We start from the raw sequence: 1,328 nt of genomic DNA, 5'->3' as shown, positions 1-1,328 counted from the left end.
GTCAGTCAGTCAGTCAGTCAGTCAGTCAGTCAGTCAGTCAGTCAGTCAGTCAGTCAGTCAGTCAGTCAGTCAGTCAGTCAGTCAGTCAGTCAGTCCAGCATTCTCGCCTCGCCTGCTAAACTAATCAACCCTATTTCTCTGGCAATTATTGCTTCTGTTGGAATATTATCTAGTGCTAGTGCTCAGGCTAAAACTGTTCAGTGTAATGGTAATGGTTGGACACAAGGAAATGTATGCGGTCACGCTACGAGAGATGGTGATGTTGCTTTGGGTAAAGATTCTAAGGCAGAAGAAAATTCTACCGCACTTGGAGAAAATGCAATAGCTGGTCAAAGCGGAAATAGTAGTGGTTACAGTGGACGTAATTCTATCGCTATTGGTAACTATTCTTACTCTATTGGAAACCAATCTATTGCGGTTGGCTATAACTCTAGAGCACTAGCCCAGGATACTATTGCTTTTGGTAACTCCTCGATGGCAACTTTTCGCAATGCTATCGCAATAGGTAAAGGTGCTTTTTCTTATAGAAATTCTATAGCATTAGGTAGATTCACCCATTCCTATATAGATTCAATAGCTCTCGGTAACGAGGCTCGAGCAAAATCATATCGCTCAATGGTTTTCGGATACAATGCTTCTAACTCTTGGAACAGTAGCCATTCTGTTGTTATCGGTCCATTTGCAACTCTTCAAGGTAACAGCACAAATGGCACACTCTTAGGTACTAATACTTTTGGTCGTGGCATTGGTGTACTTGCTCTTGGCGGATGGTCAAGTGCTTATTCAAACTATGCTATGGCTCTTGGTTACAAAGCACTCGCAAACGAACAAAATGCTATTGCAATTGGTCGTAATGCGAAGTCATTAAATCACAACTCGATTGCTCTTGGTTATGATGCTTTAGCCTTAGAGCAGAATTCAATCGCAATTGGTCAAACTTCATTTGCACTTAGAAACGCAATCGCACTTGGTAGAAATTCCCTATCTTATCTAAATGCAATCGCATTCGGTCAAAATTCATTTGCTCACAGAAATGCCCTCTCATTTGGACAAAACACATTTTCTTATATTGATGCAATTGCCTTAGGGCGTCAGGCTCAAGCAAACGGATATCGTTCAATTGCCTTCGGGTATAACGCATACAATAGTTCAAGCAGTCTTAACTCTATCGCCATTGGACCGTTTGCAAATCTTCAAAATAATAGCACAGGTGGCGTACTCTTAGGCTCTCGCACTTCTGGCAATGGCATTGGCGTACTTGCTCTTGGAGGAAGAGCAACTGCTCAATCCGACTACGCCTCTGCGATTGGTTATAATGCTCAAGCAAC

The 1,328-nt window shown here is 42.3% G+C and carries 1 pseudogene; it reads left to right on the top strand.

The window, feature by feature from the left end:
- A pseudogene (locus EV693_RS09420) lies at nt 1-1,328 on the top strand (hypothetical protein); the annotation flags it as partial.

This window comes from Nicoletella semolina, from assembly GCF_004345745.1.
Lineage (GTDB): Bacteria > Pseudomonadota > Gammaproteobacteria > Enterobacterales > Pasteurellaceae > Nicoletella > Nicoletella semolina.
This window is presented reverse-complemented; position numbering and strand designations above follow the sequence as displayed.